Genomic DNA, 19995 nt, shown 5'->3' on the forward strand with positions numbered 1-19995 from the left:
CGCGCCGGGGATGTCCAGGACGGCGCGTTCGACGTTCTGCAACGTGAGCACGACCTGGAACAGCGGATGCCGCGCCATCGACCGCTCGGGCGCCAACTCCTCCACCAGCCGCTCGAACGGGACGTCCTGATGCGCCAGCGCGCCCAGGCTCGCCTCACGGACCCGCCCCAGCACCTGCCGGAACTCCGGGTCGCCGGACAGGTCGGTGCGGATGACCAGGGTGTTGATGAAGAAGCCGACCAGATCGTCCAGCGCCTCATCGGTACGTCCGGCGACACCCGACCCGATCGGGATGTCGGTTCCGGCGCCGAGCCGCGACAGCGTCACCGCGAGCGCCGCCTGGACGACCATGAACGTCGTCACGCCCTCGGCCCGCGCCAGCTCCACCAGCCGCCCATGGATCCCGGCCGGAACGCGCAACGGCACCGCGTGACCGCGATGACTCGCCGTCGCCGGACGCGGCCGGTCCGCCGGCAAGGTCAACTCCTCCGGTGCCCCGGAGAGCGTCCGCCGCCAGTACTCCACCTGCGCCGACAGCAAGCTGTCAGGGTCGGACTCCTCCCCCAGCAGCTCGCGCTGCCACAACGCATAGTCGGCGTACTGGACGGGCAACGGCTCCCACTCAGGCGCCCGGCCCTGGAGCCGCGCCGCATACGCCACCGACACGTCCCGGCCCAGCGGACCGCGCGACCAGCCGTCACTGGCGATGTGGTGCATGACCACGACCAGCACCTGCTCGTCCGGCCGCCCGGCCTCACCGACCTCCCCGGCGTCACCGCCGTCCCCGGCCTGGAACAGCCATGCGCGGATCGGGATCTCCGCCGACAGGTCGAAGACGTGATGCGACGTCCACCTCACGGAGTCGGCCAGGTCACCGGCCTCGACGGGGACGACCTCCAGGTCCCAGTCGAGATCCTGCGGATCCAGGATGTGCTGGTAGGGCTCGCCGTCGCTGGACGGGAAGATCGTCCGCAGCGACTCGTGGCGCCCGATCACGTCCCGCAAGGCCGCCCGCAACGCCGCGACGTCCACGTCCGGCAGGCGGATCGGGGTGGGGACGTTGTAGGTCTGGCTCGGTCCTTCCAGCTGGGTGAGGAACCAGAGGCGTCGCTGCGCGAACGACAACGGCACCCGCTCCGGACGCTCCACCGCGCGCAGCGGAACACGGGCCCGGTCCACGTCGCCCTCGGCCAGGCGGGCGGCCAGGGCCGCGACCGTCGGCACCTCGAACAGCGTGCGGACCTCGACCTCGGCGCCGAGGACGGTCCTGATCCGCGACACCAGGCGGACCGCCAGCAGCGAATGCCCGCCCAGCTCGAAGAAGCTGTCGTCAACGCCCACCGAGTCGAGGCCCAGGACATCGGCGAACGCCCCGCAGAGGATCTCCTCCTGCGCCGTCGAGGGGCCGCGGCCCGCCCCGGCTCCGGAGGCGTAGTCGGGCGAGGGCAGGGCCTTGCGGTCGAGCTTGCCGCTGGCGGTCAGGGGAAGCTCGGCGAGCACGACCACCGCTGCCGGGACCATGTACTCCGGCAGCCGCTCCGCGACGAAGTCCCGCAGATCACCGAAGTCGGAGCCGGGACCAGAGCCGGGACCGGAATCGGAGCCGGAGTCCGGGCCGCGGCCCGGGCCGGGGTCGTGACCGGCGGGCACGATGTAGGCGACGAGCCTCCGGTCCCCCGGGGTGTCCTCGCGGGCGACCACCGCCGCCCGGGCCACGTCAGGACGCGCCGCCAGCACGGCCTCGATCTCGCCGGGCTCGATGCGGAAGCCGCGGATCTTCACCTGGTCGTCGGCGCGCCCGACGAACATCAACCGGCCGTCCGGAGTCCATTTGGCCAGGTCACCGGTCCGGTACATCCGCTCACCCGGCGACGAACCCCACGGGCACGCCACGAACCGCTCACCCGTCAGGGCCGACCGTCCCACATATCCGCGGGCGACGCCGGTGCCCGCCACATACAGCTCTCCCAGCGCACCCGCCGGAACCGGGTTGAGGACGTCGTCCAAGACGAACACGCGCGTGTTGGCCATCGGCGTGCCGATCGTCGGGGCGTCCCCGGCGGCCAGCGTAGACGACATCGACGCGCACACCGTCGTCTCCGTCGGACCATACGCATTGATCAGACGACGACCCGGCGCCCACACCCCTACCAGACCCGCGTCCAAAGCCTCGCCTGCCGACACCAGCGTCTCCACCGAGGCCAGGTCATCAGCACTCAACGCCGACAGCACCGCAGGTGGCAACGTCGCACACGTCACCCCATGGTCCGCCACGACACCCACCAACCCCGCGCCGGGGATCAGCTCATCGGCCGACGCCATCACCAGCGCCGCACCCGAGCACAGCGTCACCAGCACCTCGGAGACCGCCGCGTCGAAACCCGCCGAAGCGAACTGCAACACCCGCGAGCCGGGCCCCACCTCGAAATGCCGCGCCTGCGCCGCCACCAGGTTCGCCGCCCCGGCGTGCGTGACCGCCACGCCCTTCGGTGTCCCCGTCGAACCCGACGTATAGATCACATAGGCCGTGCCAAAGGGATGGATCGTCACGTCCGGCGCGGTGTCCGGGCACGCCGCGATCTGCGCGCGCACGTGCGGGTCGTCCATCGGGACGGGCAGGACGCCGCGCAGCGGCAGCTCGTCGAGCACGTCGCCGGTGCCGAGCACCACGGGGGCGCGGCCGTCGGCCAGCATGAACCCGATCCGCTCCGCCGGATGGCGCACGTCGATCGGCAGGTACGCCGCGCCGGTCTTCAGCACGGCGACGATCGCGGTCACCAGCTCGGGGCCGCGCGGCACGCACACGCCCACGACCGACTCCGCGCCCACGCCGAGCCCGCGCAGGTGACCGGCCAGGCGGTTCGCCGACGCGTCGAGTTCCGCGTAGGACACGCGGGCGTCGCCGGCCAGGACGGCGTCCGCGGCGGGGGACGCGGCGGCCTGCCGCTCGAAGCGCTCCACGACGGAGGGCGCCGTGTCCGGAGCCGAGGTTTCCGGAGTCGCGGTGTCGTTCCAGTCGCCGAGGATCCGGCGGCGTTCCCCGGCGTCGAGGATGTCGAGGGCGTGCACCGGGACGTCGGGCGCCGCGGTCACGAGGTCGAGGACGCGCTCCCACCTCCGCGCGAACGTCTCGGCGGACTCCACGTCGAACAGGTCGGCCGCCGCGGCGATCGAGCCGCGCAGCCCGGCAGGGCGGCCCTGCTCGTCGTGCACCTCCCACACCGCGATGTCGAGGTCGAACTTCACCGGCACCATCACGTGCCTGTCCGCGACCGAGGCGCCACCGCCCGCGCTGACGTCGGGCAGGGCGAGCGTCGAGCGCCGGGTGTTCTGGACGGTCAGCGCCACCTGGAACAGCGGGCTCCGGCTGAGCGACCGGACGGGGGCGAGCTCCTCCACGACGCGCTCGAACGGCACGTCCTGGTGCTCCATCGCATCCAGGCTCACCTCCCGGACGCGGGCGAGGACCTCCCGGAACGCCGGGGTGCCCGACAGGTCCGCCCGGATCACCAGCGTGTTGACGAAGAAGCCGACCAGGTCGTCCAGGGCCTCGTCGGTGCGTCCCGCGACGACCGCGCCGATGGGGATGTCGATTCCGGCGCCGAGGCGCCGCAGCAGGACGGCCAGCACCGCCTGCACCAGCATGAACGTGGTGGCGCCCTCGGCCCGCGCCAGCTCCGCCAGCCGTTCGTGCACGTCGGCCGGGACCTGCAACGGCACCCGGTATCCGCGGTGGGTGGCCACCGCGGGGCGCGGCCGGTCCGAGGGCAGGGCCAGCTCCTCGGGCGCGCCGGCGAGCGTCCGCCGCCAGTACTCGACCTGCTCGGCCACCAGGCTTTCCGGGTCGGACTCCTCGCCCAGCAGCTCACGCTGCCATAACGCGTAGTCGGCGTACTGGACGGGCAGCGGCTCCCAGCCCGGCTCGCGACCCTCCAGCCGCGCCGTGTACGCCGCCGAGACGTCGCGGGCGAGGGGCGCCATCGACCAGCCGTCCCCGGCGATGTGGTGCACGAGGATGACGATCAGGCTCTCGCCGTCATCGGTGAGGAAGACCCAGGCGCGGATCGGCACCTCACGCGCGAGGTCGAAGGTGTACCACGCGGCGCGTTCGGCGGCGGCGTGCAGCTCGCCGGGCGCCACATGGCGCACCTCCAGCGCCCAGTCCAGCTCCTCGGGGCGGAGGATGTGCTGGTACGGCTCGCCGTCGGCGACCAGGAAGGTGGTGCGCAGGGCCTCATGCCGGACGATCACGTCGAGCAGCGCCGTGTTCAGCGCCGCCGGGTCCAGGTCCCCGGAGAGCGAGATCATCAGCGGGAGGTTGTAGGTGGGGCTCGGGCCTTCCAGCTGGTTCAGGAACCACAGCCGGCGCTGCGCGAACGACAACGGAATCATCACTGATCCTCCTTACGCATCGGACGTAGTGCCGGTCGTGTCTTCCTCGTGGTCCCGAGTCTCGCCGCGAGCCGTTCCGGGGTCGGCGCCTCGAACAGCGCCCGGATCTTGACCTCCGCGCCGAGCCGGGACCGGATGCGCGACAGCAGGCGGATCGCGAGCAGCGAATGCCCGCCCAGGTCGAAGAAGTCGCCGTCCACCCGGACGGACTCCAGTTCGAGCACCTCCGCGAAGACCTCGCAGAGGACCGCCTCGTTCTCGTTCGCGGGCTCCCGTGCGGCGTGCCGGTCGGCCGCGTGGCCGGGCGCGGGCAGGGCCTTGCGGTCCAGTTTCCCGCTGGGGGTCAGGGGCAGTTCGGGGAGCGCGACGATGGCGGCGGGGACCATGTACTCGGGCAGCCGCCCGGCCAGCTCCTCCCGCAGCACCCCCAAGGCGGCGTCGGCGGACCCGTCGACGGACCCGTTTCCGGCCCCCTCGTCGGACCCGTCACCGGATCCGTCGGCGGGGACGATGTAGGCGACGAGGCGCGTGCCCGCCGGAGTGTCGTCGCGGGCGACGACGGCGGCCTGCTCGACGCCGGGGCAGGCGCGCAGGGCCGCCTCGATCTCGGCGGGCTCGATCCGGAACCCGCGGATCTTCACCTGGTCGTCCGCGCGCCCGGCGAACACCAGCTGCCCGTCCTGGGTCCACCGGGCGAGGTCGCCGGTGCGGTACATCCGCTGCCCGGACTCGAAGGGGCAGGCCACGAACCGCTGCCCGGTGAGCCCCGGGCGGCCGACGTAGCCGCGGGCCACCGGGGTCCCCGCGGCGTACAGCTCCCCGGCCACCCCGGCCGGGACGGGCATCAGCGCGTCGTCCAGGACGTACAGGCGGGTGCCGCCGATCGGCGTGCCGATCGGGACGGCGCCGGAGGCGAGCGCGGCGGCCGACAGCTCGGCGGTCGCGATGCCGATCGTGGTCTCGGTCGGCCCGTAGTGGTTGAACACCCGCCGGTCCCCGGCCACGCGGACCAGGTCGCGGACCCAGGCGACGGGGGCGGCCTCCCCGCCGATCACCACCGACCGGCGCGGGACGATCCGCTCCATGCCCGCCGCGGCGGCCAGGGCGGCCATGTGCGAGGGGACCGTCTTGACGAAGTCGACGCGGTGCTCGGCGAGATATCCGGCGACGGCGTCGGCGTCCATGACGGCCGCCTGGTCCAGGACGTGCAGCCGCCCGCCCGTGGCGAGCGCGATGAAGATCACGGTGTTGCCCAGGTCGGTCACCTGGGGTTGCAGCAGCCCGTACCGGGCGCCTTCGCCGGACCAGCCCAGCCGGTCCGACACCGAGGCGACGTAGTTGGCCAGCGACCCGCGCGTGACCGCCACGCCCTTCGGCGTCCCCGTGGACCCCGACGTGTAGATCACGTACGCGAGGCCGGACGGGTCCGCCGACGCCGAGGACGGGAGCGCGGCGCCGCCGTCGGGCGCGTCCGGGCCGTCAAGGGGGAGGACGGGCACACCGGCGACGCTCCCGGCGCCCGTTCCGGTCCCGGCGCCGCCGGTCGGCCCGCCGGTATCCACGCCGGTCAGGGCGAAGGCTTCCGCGCCGGTCAGGGCGGAGGTGTCCGCGCCGCCGGACAGGAGCACGCGGGCCCCGCTGTCGGCGAGCATGAACGCGATCCGCTCCGCGGGCAGCCGCCCGTCGACCGGCAGGTACGCCGCGCCGGCCTTCCACACGCCCAGCATCGCGGTGATCGTCTCCGCTCCGGGCGGCAGGCACAGCGCGACGACCGACTCCGCGCCCGCGCCCGCGTGCCGCAGGCGGCGCGCGAGCCGGTCCGCGCGCTCGTCCAGTTCCCGGTACGTGGTCGCGGTGCCGCCGTCGGCGAGCGCGACCGCCTCCGGGGCGGCGGCGGCCGCCCGCTCGAACAGCGCCAGGACGCTCGGCGCGGGCGCCGCCGCCGCGGTGTCGTTCCACTCCAGCAGCAGGCGGCGGCGTTCCCGGGCGTCGAGGACGTCCAGGGTCCGCAGGGACGTGTCGGGCCCGCCGTCGAGCGCGGCGGTGAGCGCCCCGACCATGTTCGTCAGGGCGGTGCGGATGAGGCGGCCGACGGCGCGCGCGTCGATGGGCTTCACGGCCAGGACGCTGAAGCTGAGCTCGTCCTCACCACGGTCGTTCACCGACACGGTCAGCGGATAGCTGTTCTGGAGCCGGGTGAAGACCTGCCGGATGCCCTCGACGGCGTCCCGTCCGGCGCCGTCCGTCTCGTGGCCCGCGTGCCGGTAGTTGAACAGCGAGGTGAACAGCGGCGTGTTCCCGGTGATCCCGCTGGCCTGCTGCGCCGCCGCCAGCGGGGCGTGCTCGTGCTCCAGCAGCCCGGCCAGCTGCGTCCGCATCTCCTCGACGGCGGCGCGGACGCCGGTCCCGGCGGTCCCGACCCGCACCGGCAGGGTGTTGAAGAACGGGCCCTGCACCCGGTCGGCGCCCTCACCGGCGTTCATCCGCCCGAACAGCACGGTGCCGAACACCACGTCGTCACGTCCCGACAGCGTCGCCAGCACGCGCGCCCACGCGACGTGCAGGACCGTCGCCGCGCTGACCCCGAGCCGCCGCGCGGCGCGGCGCAGCCCCGCGACCACGTCCGCGGGGACCCGGACGAGCTCGTTGACCTGGCCGCTGCCGTCGCCGTGGACGTCCATCAGGCCGAACGGCGCGGTCGTCTCGGTGACGTCGCCGAGCAGCGCGGCGAAGAACCGCTCGTGGTCGGCGCGGGAGACGCCCTCACGGGCCTGGGCGACGAAGTTGCGGAACGGCGCCGCGGGCGCGAGCCGCTCCTCCCCGCCGGCGAGCACCCGCCGCAGCTCCCCCATCAGCACGTCCATGCCCTGGTGGTCCTGCACCATGTGGTGCATCCGCACGACGCCGAGCCACCGGCCGTCGCCCAGCCCCGCGACGTGCAGGTCCAGCAGCGGCGCCCGGCCCAGGTCCATGCTCGGACCCGCGAGCGCCGCAAGGGCGTCCACCGGGCCGACGCCGGGATCGTCCAGGACGTGCTCCCGCACCGGCAGCGCCGCCCTCCGGCACACCACCTGGACGGGCTCGCGGAGCCCCTCCCACGTCACGCCCGTGCGGTAGATGTCGTGCCGGTCGATGACCTGCTGCAACGCCGCCGCGAACCCGTCGAGGCGGGCGCGGGTGTCGAACTCCAGCCCCCACACCGTCAGGTAGGCGTCCGCGCCGCCGCCCGCCAGCAGGTGGTGGAACAGCATGCCCTCCTGGAGCGGCGCGAGCGGGTAGACGTCGGCGATGTTCGGGGCGCCGCCCGGGACGCCCTCGACGATGACGGCGACCTCGTCGTCGGTGAGGTCCACCAGCGGCAGCATGTCCGGGGTGATCCGCCCGGCGTCCGGGGGGATGAGGTTCGCCGGGACCTCCACCGGCGCGGCACCGGCGGCGCGCGCCATGCCCGCCGGGGTCGGGGACTCGAACAGCGCCCGCACCGACACCGTCACCCCGCGCGTCCGCAGCAGCTCCACGAGCGTCACCGCGAGCAGCGAGTGGCCGCCCAGGCGGAAGAAGTCGTCGTCCGCGCTCACCGACGGCAGCCCGAGGACCTCGGCGAACGCCGCGCACAGGATCTCCTCCCGCGGCGTCTCGGGGGCGCGTCCGGCGCCCGCCCCGTACTCGGGGGCGGGCAGCGCCCGGCGGTCGAGCTTGCCGTTGGACGTCAGCGGAAGCCCGGGCAGGGCCACCACGGCGGCCGGGACCATGTGGTCCGGCAACCGCCGCGCCACGTGCTCCCGCAACCGCGCGCCGAGGCCGCCGTCTTCCGTCTCCCCGGGATCCGGTGCCCCGGAGCCTGGGACGGTGGCGGTGGCCGCCGGTACGACGTAGGCCACGAGGCGCCTGTCGCCGGGCGTGTCCTCCCGGGCGACGACGGCCGCCTGCGCGACGTCCGGGTGCGCGTGCAGGACGGCCTCGACCTCGCCGGGCTCGATCCGGAACCCGCGGATCTTCACCTGCTCGTCGGCGCGGCCCGCGAACGTCAGCTGACCGTCGGGACACCACCTGACCAAGTCACCCGTCCGGTACATCCGCTCGCCGCCGGGCCCGAACGGGCACGCCACGAAGCGCTCGGCGGTCAGGCCGGGGCGGCGCACGTAGCCCCGGGCGAGGGCGGCCCCGGCGATGTAGAGCTCTCCGGCGACCCCCACCGGCACCGGCCGGAGCGTCTCGTCCAGGACGTAGAGGCGGGTGCCCGCGATCGGGCGGCCGAACGGGACCGGGCCGGGACGGTCCGGGTCCACCGGCCCCGACGCCACCATCACCGTCGCCTCGGTCGGCCCGTAGGTGTTCACCAGCCGTCGCCCCGCGGACCAGGTCCGCGCGGCCCGCTCGCCGATCGCCTCGGCGCCCACCAGGATCGTCCGCACGTGCGCGAGGTCCGGCGGGTCGAGCACGCCGAGCAGCGACGGCACCACGCTCGCCGCCGTCACCCCGGACAGCCCGCCGAGCGACCGTGGCTGCGTCCGCTGCCGCTCACCGGCCACCCACAGGGTCGCGCCGCAGGCCAGCGCCACCGCCACGTCCAGGACCGACGCGTCGAAGCCGAACGAGGCGAACTGCAGGACCCCCTCGCCGGGGGCCGCGCCCATCACCGGGCCGAACACCGACACCAGGTTCGCGAGCGAGCCGTGGGTGATCGCCGCGCCCTTCGGCGTGCCCGTCGACCCCGACGTGTAGATCACGTAGGCGAGCGCGGCGGGACCGGCACCGACGTCGGGAATCCTCGTCGCGGGGCATGCGGCGAGCGCCGCCGCGGTGTCCGGGTCGTCCAGCGCCACCGCGTGCGCCCGGCCGGGCGGCAGGCCGTCCAGGACGTCCCGGGTGCTCAGCACCAGTTCCGCGCCGCTGTCGCCGAAGACGAGGGCGGCGCGCTCGGCCGGGTGCCGGGCGTCGACCGGGACGTAGGCGGCCCCCGCCTTCCACACCCCCAGCACCGCCGTGATCATCCGCTCGTCCCGGGGGAGGCAGAGGCCCACCACCGACTCGGCGCCGATCCCCTGGCCGCGCAGGAAGTGCGCGAGCCGGTTCGCGTCGGCGTCCAGGTCCCCGTACGTCAGCCCGGCGCCGTCGGCCACCACCGCCGTCGCGTCCGGGACCTCGGCCGCCCGCCGTTCGAACGCCACGTGCACCGGCGTGTCCGTGCGGGGCGGCCCGGTGTCGTTCCACCCGGTCAGCAGCAGGTCCCGCTCGTCGGCGTCCAGGACGTCCACGGCGTGCAGCCGCACCGCCGGGGCCTCCGCCACGATCTCCAGGACGCGTGTCCAGCGGCGGGCGAGGTCCTCGACCGTGGCCGCGTCGAACAGGTCCGCCGACCCGGTGACCGACCCGCGCAGCCCGTCCGGCCGGCCGTCGCCGCCGACCGCCTCGCCGAGCACCACGTCGAGGTCGAATTTCGCGGGCACCGGCTCCGGCTCGGCCCGGGCGACCGTTCTATTGGAGACCCGCCCGTCCTCCGCGGACCCGTCCTCCGCAGCAGGGGACGTGCCGCCGACCCGCACCCCCGGCAGTTCCGGCGCCGCGCGGCCGATGTCCTCGACGGTGAGCATCACCTGGAACAGCGGGTGCCGCGCCAGCGACCGGGACGGCGCCAGCTCCTCCACCAGCCGCTCGAACGGCACGTCCTGGTGCGCGAGGGCGTCCAGGCCCGCTTCGCGGACCCGGCGGAGCACCTCCCGGAACTCCGGGTCGCCGGACAGGTCCGTGCGGATCACCAGCGTGTTGACGAAGAAGCCGACCAGGTCGTCCAGGGCCTCGTCGGTGCGTCCCGCGACGGCCGTCCCGACGGGGACGTCGGTTCCGGCGCCGAGCCGCGACAGCGTCACCGCGAGCGCCGCCTGGAGCACCATGAACAGCGTGACGCCCTCGGCGCGGGCCAGCTCCGCCAGCCGCTCCCGCACCGGCTCCGGCACCCGCGTCGCCACCCGGTGCCCGCGGTGGCCGGCCGCCGCCGGACGGGACCGGTCGGCGGGCAGCGCCAGTTCCTCCGGGACGCCCGCGAGCGTCCGCCTCCAGTACGCGACCTGCTCCGATAGCAGCGCGTCCGGGTCGTCGTCCTCGCCGAGCAGCTCCAGCTGCCACAGCGCGTAGTCGGCGTACTGCACCGGCAGCGGCTCCCAGCCCGGCCCCCCGCCCTCCAGCCGCGCCGCGTACGCCTCCGACAGGTCCCGGGCCAGCGGGCCCATCGACCAGCCGTCACCGGCGATGTGGTGCACCACGACCGCCAGCACACGCTCGTCCGCGGCCGTCTCGAACAGCCACGCCCGGATGGGCACCTCCGCCGCCAGGTCGAACGCGTGCGCCGACGCCCGCGCCACCGCGTCCGGCAGTTCCCCGGGGACGACCCGCCGCGTCTCGGGCGCCCAGTCCAGGTCCTCGACGTCGAGGATCCGCTGGTAGGGCTCGCCGTCCGCCACGGGGAACACCGTCCGCAGCGACTCGTGGCGCGCGATCACGTCCCGGAACGCCGCGGACAGCGCCGCGACGTCCAGCCCGCCCGTCAGGTGGACGACCATCGGCAGGTTGTAGGTCGGGCTGGGGCCCTCCAGCCGGGCCAGGAACCACAGCCGCCGCTGCGCGAACGACAGCGGCACCCGCGCGGGCCGCGCGGCCGCCCGCAGCGGCGTCCGCGCCCGTCCCGCGCCGTCACCGGCCAGGCGCGCGGCCAGCGCCGCCACCGTCGGCGCCTCGAACAGCGTCCGGACCTCGACCTCCACGCCGAGCACCGTCCGGAGGCGGGACACCAGCCGGACCGCGAGCAGCGAATGCCCGCCGAGGTCGAAGAACCCGTCGTGCACCCCGACCGACTCCACGCCGAGCACCTGCGCGAACGCGCCGCACAGCAGCTCCTCCTCGACCGTCGAGGGGCCCCGGCCCTCCCCCGCGGCGTACTCCGGCGCGGGCAGCGCCCGGCGATCCAGCTTCCCGTTCGGCGTCAGCGGCAGCTCCGGCAGGGCGACAACGGCGGCCGGGACCATGTACTCCGGCAGGAACCGCGCGACGAACCCCCGCAGGTCGCCTTCCGCGGTGCCACCGTCCGGCATGGCCCCGGTACCGCCGCCGTCCGGGACGACGTAGGCGACGAGTCGCCTGTCGCCCGGCGTGTCCTCCCGGGAGACCGCCACCGCCCGCGCCACGCACGGATGCGTGAGCAGGACGGCCTCGATCTCGCCGGGCTCGATCCGGAAACCCCGGATCTTGACCTGGTCGTCGACCCGGCCGATGAACGTGAGCAGGCCCCCGGCGTCCCATCGGACCAGGTCACCGGTGCGGTACATCCGTGTCCCGGACGGCCCGAAGGGGCAGGCGACGAACCGCTCCCCGGTCAGGCCCGGGCGGCGCAGATACCCGCGGGCCAGCCCGCAGCCGCCGATGTACAGCTCCCCGGCGACACCGGCGGGCACCGGCCGCAGCGCCGCGTCCAGCACGTACACGCGGGTGTTGGCGATCGGCCGTCCGATCGGCGGGTCTCCGGCCGCACCGGGTGCCTTGCCCGCCCCGGACGCTTCGGGCGCTTCGGGCGCTTCGGGCGCTTCGGGCGCGAGCGACGCCGACGTCGACCAGATCGTCGTCTCCGTCGGCCCGTACACGTTCAGCACCTCACCGGCGGACGCCGTGAGCGCCGCCGCCAGGTCCGCGGGCAGGGCCTCGCCGCCGACCAGCACCCGCAGCCCGGCCAGGTCGGCTCCGGTGCCCGCCAGCACCGACCGCCACAGGCTCGGTGTGGCCTGGACGACGCCGATCCCCGCGTCCTCGACCAGCCGTCCCAGCGCGTCCGGTTCGTACAGGACGTCCTTGTCCGCCAGCACCACCGTGCCTCCGCGCACGAGCGGCAGGAACAGCTCCAGCCCGGCGATGTCGAACCCGACCGTGGTCACCGCCAGCAGCCGCTCGCCCACCCGCATCCGCACCTGCTCCTGCATGCCGGTCAGCAGGTTCAGCAGCGCCAGCCGGGAGACCACCACGCCCTTGGGACGGCCGGTGGACCCGGACGTGAAGATCACGTACATCGGGTGCGCGTCGGTGACCGGCGCGAGCCGCTCGGCGTCGGTCACGTCCGCCGCCGGGCACGCCGCGACCGCGGCGGAGGTGTGAGGGTCGTCCACGACCACGGCCGTCCCGGCGGCGGGCAGCAGCCCGGCGAGGCCGGCCGAGGTCACCGCCGCGACCGGCGCGGCGTCCGCGACCATCATCGCGAGCCGCTCGGCCGGGTGGTCCACGTCCACCGGCAGGTAGCCGGCGCCCGACTTGGCCACCGCCAGCAGCGCCACCGGCAGGTCCACCGAGCGGGGCAGCGCCACCGCGACGAACCGCTCCGGTCCCGCGCCGCACGCGATCAGCCACCGCGCCAGCCGGTTCGCCCGCGCGTTCAGCTCCCCGTACGACAGTTCCGCGCCGCCCGCGACCACCGCCACGTCGTCGGGCGCGACCGCCGCCCGTTGCTCGATCAGCCCCGTGACCGAGGAGTCCGGCAGCGCCGCGGCCGTGTCGTTCCAGCCGGTCAGCAGCCGCTCCCGCTCGCGCGGGCCGAGCACGTCGATCGTCCGCAGCGGGACGTCCGGATCGCCGCGCAACGTCCCGGCCAGGGCCTCGACCAGGGCGCGGACGGCGATGCCCAGCCGGCGGCCGACCGCCGGGGCGTCGATGGACGAGACGGCCTGGACGGTCACGCTCATCTTCGCGGTGCCGTCGTCGTTGACGCCCACGGTCAGCGGGTAGTTCGTCCGGTCCCGGTCGAGCAGGCTCCGGATCCCCTCGACCGGCAGCTCCCGCGCCGCGTCCGCCGCCCGGCCGTCGGAAGCCCGGTCGGCGGGCTCCTGGTCGATGGCAGCCGCGCCCGCCTGCCCGCCGGGGACCTGGTCGGCGTGGACGTAGTTGAACAGCGAGGTGAACAGGGGCGTGTCACCGGCGATCCCGCTGGCCTGCTGCGCCACGGCCAGCGGCGTGTGCTCGTGCTCCAGCAGCCCCGCCAGCTGGACGCGCATCTCCTCGACGGCCGCCCGGACCCCCGTCCCGCCGGTCCGCAGCCGCACCGGCAGGGTGTTGATGAAGGGGCCGAGGACGCGGTCGGCGCCCGCCCCGGCGTTCATCCGGCCGAACAGCACGGTGCCGAACACCACGTCCTCACGTCCCGACAGCGTCGCCAGGACCCGCGCCCACGCCACGTGCAGCACCGTCGCCGGGCTGACGCCCAGCAGCCGCGCCACCTCACGCAGCCGGGCGACCACCTCGTCGTCGACCGGGACCAGCTCGGAACCGACGTCGGCGCCGTCGCCGCGGACGTCCATCAGCCCGAACGGCGCCGTCGGCTCGGTCACGTCACCCAGCAGATCGGCGAAGAACCGCGCGTGCTCGGCCCGCGGCACCTCCCGGGACCGGGCGACGAAGTTGCGGAACGGCAGCGCCGGGGCCAGCTCCTCCGGACGGCCCGCGAGCACGGCCCGCATCTCCCGCAGGAGGGCGTCCATGCCCATGTGGTCCTGGAGCATGTGATGCATCCGCACCAGGCCCAGCCAGCGGCCGCCGTCCAGCTCGGCGATGTGGACGTCCATCATCGGTGCCCTGCCGAGGTCCATCGCCGTCCCGGCCGCGGCCATCAGCGCGTCGACCGCACCCGGGAGGCCGACGCCCTCACCTGGACATTCGACGGGAAGGGCGTGTTCGGTCACCGGCAACGCGGCACGCCGCCACACGACCTGGACCGGCTCGTTCAGACCGTCCCAGACGACCGCCGTCCGGTAGATGTCATGGCGGTCCACCACCTGCTGCAACGCGTGGACGAACCCGTCAAGACGGTTCCGCGAGTCGAATTCCAGCACCCGCGCGGTGACGTAGACGTCATCGCCGCCCTTGGCCATGAGGTGGTGGAAGAGCATGCCCTCCTGGATCGGCGCCAGCGGATACACGTCCGCGACATTCGCCGCGCCACCCTCGATCCCCGCGATGAGGCGATCGATCTCCGGCTGCGACAACTCCACCAGCGGCAGCATGTCCGGCGTAATCCGGTCGGCGTTTCGCGGGATGAGGTTCTCCGGCACCGCCACCGATTCCGTGCCCGCCACGCGCGCCAGACCGGCGGGGGTCGGCGACGCGAACAGCGCCCGCACCGGAACCGACACACCCCGCATCCGCAGCCGCTCCACCAAACGCACCGCCAGCAGCGAATGCCCACCCAGCCGGAAGAAGTCGTCCTCCACCCCGACCGCGTCCAATCCGAGGACGTCGGCGAACACCTCGCACAGGATCTCCTCCTGGACGGTGGTCGGCCCGCGGCCTTCACCGGTGCTGTATTCGGGCGCCGGTAGCGCGCGGCGGTCGAGCTTTCCATTGGGGGTGAGCGGCAGTTCCGGTAAAGCCACTAGCGCGGACGGGACCATGTAGTCGGGTAACCGGTCGCCGACGAACTCCCGCAACTCTTCAGGATCGGGAGCGGCCTGGAGGTCGGCGGGGACGACATAGGCGACGAGTCGCTTGTCGCCTGGGTCGTCCTCGCGCGCCACCACGGCGGCCTGAGTGATGTCCGAATGCGCCAGCAGCGCCGCCTCGACCTCGCCGGGCTCGACGCGGAACCCACGGATCTTGATCTGTTCATCAGCCCGGCCCGCGAAGACCAGCTGGCCATCGGGAGCCCACCTCGCCAGATCTCCGGTCCGGTACATGCGCTCACCCGGCGCCCCGAACGGACAGGCGACAAACCGCTCCCCGGTCAATCCCGGGCGTCCCGCATAACCCCGCGCCAGCCCGGCACCGGCGACATATAACTCTCCGGCCACGCCGATCGGCACCGGACTCAGCAGATCGTCCAGCACATACAGCCGGGTATTGGAGATCGGACGGCCGAACGGCACCGGGCCGGGACGGTCGGGATCCACCTCAGCCGCCGCGACCATCACCGTCGCCTCGGTCGGCCCGTAGGTGTTCACCAATTGCCGACCCGCAGACCACGTCCGCGCGGCCTGCTCGCTGATCGCCTCCGCACCCACCAGCAGCGTCTCAACCTGCGCCAGATCCGCTGGCTCCAACACCCCCAGCAACGACGGCACCACACTCGCCGCCCGCACACCGTCCAACTCCCGCAACCTCTGTGGATGATCTCGCTGCTCGGCGCCGGCCACCCACAACGCCGCACCATGCGACAACGCCACCGCCACATCCAACACCGACGCATCGAAACTGAACGACGCGAACTGCAACACCCCAACACCAGGACCGGCACCCATCACCGGACCGAACACCGACACCAGATTCACCAACGAACGGTGCGACACCGCCACACCCTTCGGAACCCCCGACGACCCAGACGTATAAATCACATACGCCAAACCCAACCCACCCACTGCCACCGAAACCGAATCCCCCGGCTCCTTCGGGAGAAGACCCGGCTCGTCCACACACACAGCCGGAACCCCCGCGAAACCATCGACCGCACCCTCACTCCGAACCGTCAGAACGAGCTCAGCGCCACTGTCGGCGAGCATGAATCCGACCCGCTCGGACGGAAGGTCCGCATCGATGGGCACATACGCCGCCCCCGCCTTCCACACACCCAAAATCGCCGCCACCATCTGCGCACCGCGCGGCAGGCACAACCCCACCACCGACTCCGCGCCCACACCCATGTCGCGCAGATACCGCGCCAGACGACCCGCCTCCGCATCCAACTCGACATAAGTCACCTCGACGCCGTCGGCGACCACCGCCACCGCACCCGGCCCAGCCGCCACCCACCGCTCGAACAACCCCACCACCGAAACACCCGCAACCTCAGCCGCAGTGTCGTTCCAGCCGTCCACTACCTGGTGGCGTTCCTCGGCGCCGAGGATGCCGATCGTGAGGAGGGCGACGTCTTGGCCGCCGTCCAGGGTCCCGGCCAGGACGTCGAGGAGGTTCGACACCGTAGTCCGCAGCAGCTCCCCGACCGCGTTCGCGTCGATGGACGCGACGGCCTCCACGGTGAGGCTGAGCAGGTCCGGTCCCAGGTCGTTCACCGCGACGGTCAGCGGATAGTTGGTCCGCTCGCGGGCGAGGACACTGCGGACTCCGTCGATCGGCTGCCGCTGGTCCTCGCCCGCCTGCTGGTCGCTGTGCCGGTAGTTGAACAGGGAGGTGAACAGCGGTGTGTTGCCGACGATTCCGCTGGCTTGCTGGGCGACCGCCAGCGGCGTGTGCTCGTGCTCCAGCAGTCCCGCCAGTTGTGCGTGCATCTCCTCGACGGCCGCGCGAGCTCCCGTCCCGGCCGTCCGGAGCCGTACCGGCAGGGTGTTGATGAAGGGGCCGAGGACGCGGTCGGCGCCCGCCCCGGCGTTCATCCGGCCGAACAGCACGGTGCCGAACACCACGTCGCCGCGTCCCGACAGCGTCGCCAGGACCCGCGCCCACGCCACGTGCAGCACCGTCGCCGTGCTCACTCCCAGGTGCCGCGCCACCTCGCGCAGCCTCGCGACGATCCGGGCGTCCACCAGGAGGGAGTCGGAGATGACACCGCCGCCGTCGCCGCGGACGTCCATCAGCCCGAACGGCGCGGTCGGCTCGGTCACGTCACCCAGCAGATCGGCGAAGAACCGCTCATGCTCGGCCCGCGGCACGCCCCGCGTCTGGGCCACGAAATTGCGGAACGGCAACGCCGGCGCCAGCTGCTCCAGTTGCCCGGCGAGGACCATTCTCAGTTCGCGCAGCAGGACGTCCATGCCCATGTGGTCCTGGAGCATGTGATGCATCCGCACAAGCCCGACCCAGCGGCCGTCGTCCAGCTCGGCGGTGTGGACGTCCATCAGCGGCGCCCGGCCGAGGTCCATCGCCGAGCCGACCGTGGCCAGCAACGCCTCCGCCGTCTTCGGACGCTCGGCGCCGATCTCGTGCTCCACGACCGGCAGGACGGCGCGCCGCCACACGACCTGGACCGGCTCGCTCAGACCGTCCCAGGCCACAGCCGTCCGGTAGATGTCATGGCGGTCCACCACCAGTTGCATCGCTTGGACGAACTTCTCCAGGCGATCCCGCGAATCGAATTCCAGGCCGCGCGCCGTCATGTAGACGTCCGCGCCTTCACCAGCCATGAGGTGGTGGAAGAGCATGCCCTCCTGGATCGGCGCCAGCGGATACACGTCCGCGACATTCGCCGCGCCACCATCGATCCCGGCGATGAGGCGATCGATCTCCGGCTGTGACAATTCCACCAACGGCAGCATGTCCGGGGTGATGACCTGTGCATCCTCAGGAATCAGGTTCTCCGGCACCACCATCGAATCGGTGCCCGTCACGCGCGCCAGACCGGCGGGGGTCGGCGACGCGAACAGCGCCCGCACCGGAACAGACACACCTCGAACCCGCAGCCGCTCCACCAAACGCACCGCCAGCAGCGAATGCCCGCCCAGCCGGAAGAAGTCGTCCTCCACCCCGACCGCGTCCAACCCGAGGACATCGGCGAACACCTCGCACAGGATCTCTTCACGCAGCGATGACGGCGCCCGGCCTGCCCCGGACGTGTATTCCGGAGCGGGCAATGCCCTGCGATCGAGCTTCCCGTTCACGGTTAGTGGCAGTTCCGGTAAAGCCACCAGTGCGGACGGGACCATGTAGTCGGGTAACCGGTCGCCGACGAACTCCCGTAGCTCTTCGGGCTCGGGAGCGGCCTGGAGGTCGGCGGGCACGACATAGGCGACGAGTCGCTTGTCACCCGGGTCGTCCTCCCGCGCCACCACGGCGGCCTGCGCGACATCCGAATGCGCCAGCAGCGCCGCCTCGACCTCGCCCGGCTCGACGCGGAACCCACGAACCTTCACCTGCTCATCCGCCCGGCCCGCGAACACCAACTGACCGTCCGGAGCCCACTTGGCCAGGTCCCCGGTCCGATACATCCGCTCACCCGGCAACCCGAACGGACAGGCGACGAACCGCTCCCCGGTCAATCCCGGGCGTCCCGCATAGCCCCGCGCCAGCCCCGCACCGGCGACATACAACTCCCCGGCCACGCCCACAGGAACTGGACCAAGCGATGCGTCCAGCACAAACAACCGGGTGTTCGAGATCGGACGGCCGAACGGCACCGGGCCGGGACGGTCAGGGTCCACCTCAGCCGCGGCGACCATCACCGTCGCCTCGGTCGGCCCGTAGGTGTTCACCAATTGCCGACCCGCAGACCACGCCCGCGCCGCCTGCTCGCTAATTGCCTCCGCACCCACCAGCAGCGTCTCAACCTGCGCCAGATCGGTCGGCTCCAAGACCCCCAGCAGCGACGGCACGACACTGGCCGCCCGCACACCGTCCAACTCCCGCAATCTCTGTGGATGATCTCGCTGCTCGGCGCCGGCCACCCACAACGCCGCACCATGCGACAACGCCACCGCCACATCCAACACCGACGCATCGAAACTGAACGACGCGAACTGCAAGACCCCAACACCAGGACCGGCACCCATCACCGGACCGAACACCGACACCAGATTCACCAGCGAGCGGTGCGACACCGCCACGCCCTTCGGAACCCCCGACGACCCCGAGGTATAAATCACATACGCCAAACCCAACCCGCCAACAGCCACCGAAATCGAATCCCCAGGCTCCTCCGTCACCTGAGGGTCGTCCAGGAACACGACCGGCAATCCGGCCGACGCATCTACCACGCCCCCGGTTTCCTGAACCATCAGAACGAGCTGCGCACCGCTGTCGGCCAGGATGAATCCGACCCGCTCGGACGGAAGGTCCGCATCGATCGGCACATACGCCGCCCCCGCCTTCCACACACCCAGAATCGCGGTCACCATCTGCGCACCGCGCGGCAGGCACAACGCCACCACCGACTCCGCGCCCACACCCATGTCGCGCAGATACCGCGCCAGACGACCCGCCTCCACATCCAACTCGCCATAAGTCACCTCGACACCATCGGCGACCACCGCCACCGCACCCGGCCCAGCCGCCACCCACCGCTCGAACAACCCCACCACCGAAACACCCGCAACCTCGACCGCAGTGTCATTCCAGCCGTTCAGCACCAGGTCGCGCTCATCCGCGTCCAGGACGTCCACGGCGTGAAGCCGAACATCCGGAGTCGCGGTCACGGTGTCCAGCACACGCAGCAGCCAGCCCGCCAGCCGCTCAGCCGTCCTACGCTCGAACAGATCCGAGGACGCGACGACCACACCCCGCAGACCGGCAGGACGGCCCTCCTCGTCGAACTCCTCCCCCACCGACACATCCAAATCGAACTTCGCCACCGTTTCCGGGCCGTCCGAACGCAGCGCCTCAGCGACCACACCCGGCAATTCGAGCACCGCCCGGTCGGTGTTCTGCACCGTCAGCATCACCTGGAACAACGGATGCCGCGCCATCGACCGCGACGGCGCCAGCTCCTCCACTAGCCGCTCGAACGGCACATCCTGATGCGCCAGCGCACCCAAACCCGCCTCACGCACCCGCCCAAGAACCTGACGGAACTCCGGATCGCCCGACAGATCAGTACGGATCACCAGCGTGTTGACGAAAAAGCCCACCAGATCATCCACAGCCTCATCGGTACGCCCCGCCACCGCCGAACCAACCGGAATATCGATGCCCGCA

Annotated in this window: 2 protein-coding genes (both running past the window's edge); both read right to left on the bottom strand. The window is 72.9% G+C overall.

Translation table 11 applies throughout. The features are described from left to right. Nucleotides 1-4392, bottom strand: partial view of a non-ribosomal peptide synthetase gene (locus AGRA3207_RS11615; protein WP_273700059.1) — the start only. It extends 22146 nt beyond the left edge of the window; 4392 of the gene's 26538 nt are visible here — the first part of the coding sequence; the start codon lies at nt 4390-4392; its stop codon lies off the left edge, out of view. Further along, nucleotides 4392-19995, bottom strand: the 3' portion of a protein-coding gene (locus AGRA3207_RS11620) for a non-ribosomal peptide synthetase (protein ID WP_273700030.1). 19928 nt of this gene lie beyond the right edge of the window; 15604 of the gene's 35532 nt are visible here — the last part of the coding sequence; its start codon lies beyond the right edge, outside the window; its stop codon occupies nt 4392-4394. Before AGRA3207_RS11620 ends, AGRA3207_RS11615 begins: the two co-directional genes overlap by 1 nt.

Origin of the sequence: Actinomadura graeca, from assembly GCF_019175365.1 — a bacterium.
Classification (GTDB): domain Bacteria; phylum Actinomycetota; class Actinomycetes; order Streptosporangiales; family Streptosporangiaceae; genus Spirillospora; species Spirillospora graeca.